Below are 521 nucleotides of genomic sequence, written 5' to 3' on the forward strand. Positions count from 1 at the left end.
CGGCGCCGGGGGCAACGGCGGCGACGGCGGCAACGGCAACCTCAGCACCGCAGTCGACGGCGGCGTAATCGGTGGCGGCGGTGGTAACGGCGGCCACGGTGGCACCGGTGCCACCGACGGCAACGGGGGCGACGGCGGAAAGGGCGGTAGCGCCGTCACCACCCTCACCAGCAGCGGTATCAACTGCTTCGCCGTGGGCGGCGGAGGGGGCAGCGGGGGCTCCGGCGGAGGCGCCTTCGCTGGAAACTCTGGAGTCGGCGGCGCCGGAGGCTCCGGCGGTGGCGCCCAGGTAGTCGGCGGCGGTGGCCTGCAAGCCTTCGGCGGAGGCGGTGGCGCAGGCGGCGGCACCGCTGGCGGCATAGGCGGTTTCGGCGGAGCGGGCGGCGGTGGCGCCGCGAGTCAGGTCGGCGGCGGTATCGACGTCACCGGGGGTAGCGGCGCCAACGCCGGCGGCGGCGCCGACGGGGGCGGCGGCGGCAACGCCAGCTACAACGCCCAAATGGGCACCGTCGACGCCGCCG

At 76.8% G+C, this 521-nt stretch carries 1 pseudogene; it reads left to right on the forward strand.

Annotated features, from left to right (window positions below):
* Positions 1–521, forward strand: a pseudogene (locus tag N415_RS32135) (PE family protein); the annotation flags it as partial.

This window comes from Mycobacterium sp. UM_CSW, from assembly GCF_000455205.1.
GTDB lineage: Bacteria > Actinomycetota > Actinomycetes > Mycobacteriales > Mycobacteriaceae > Mycobacterium.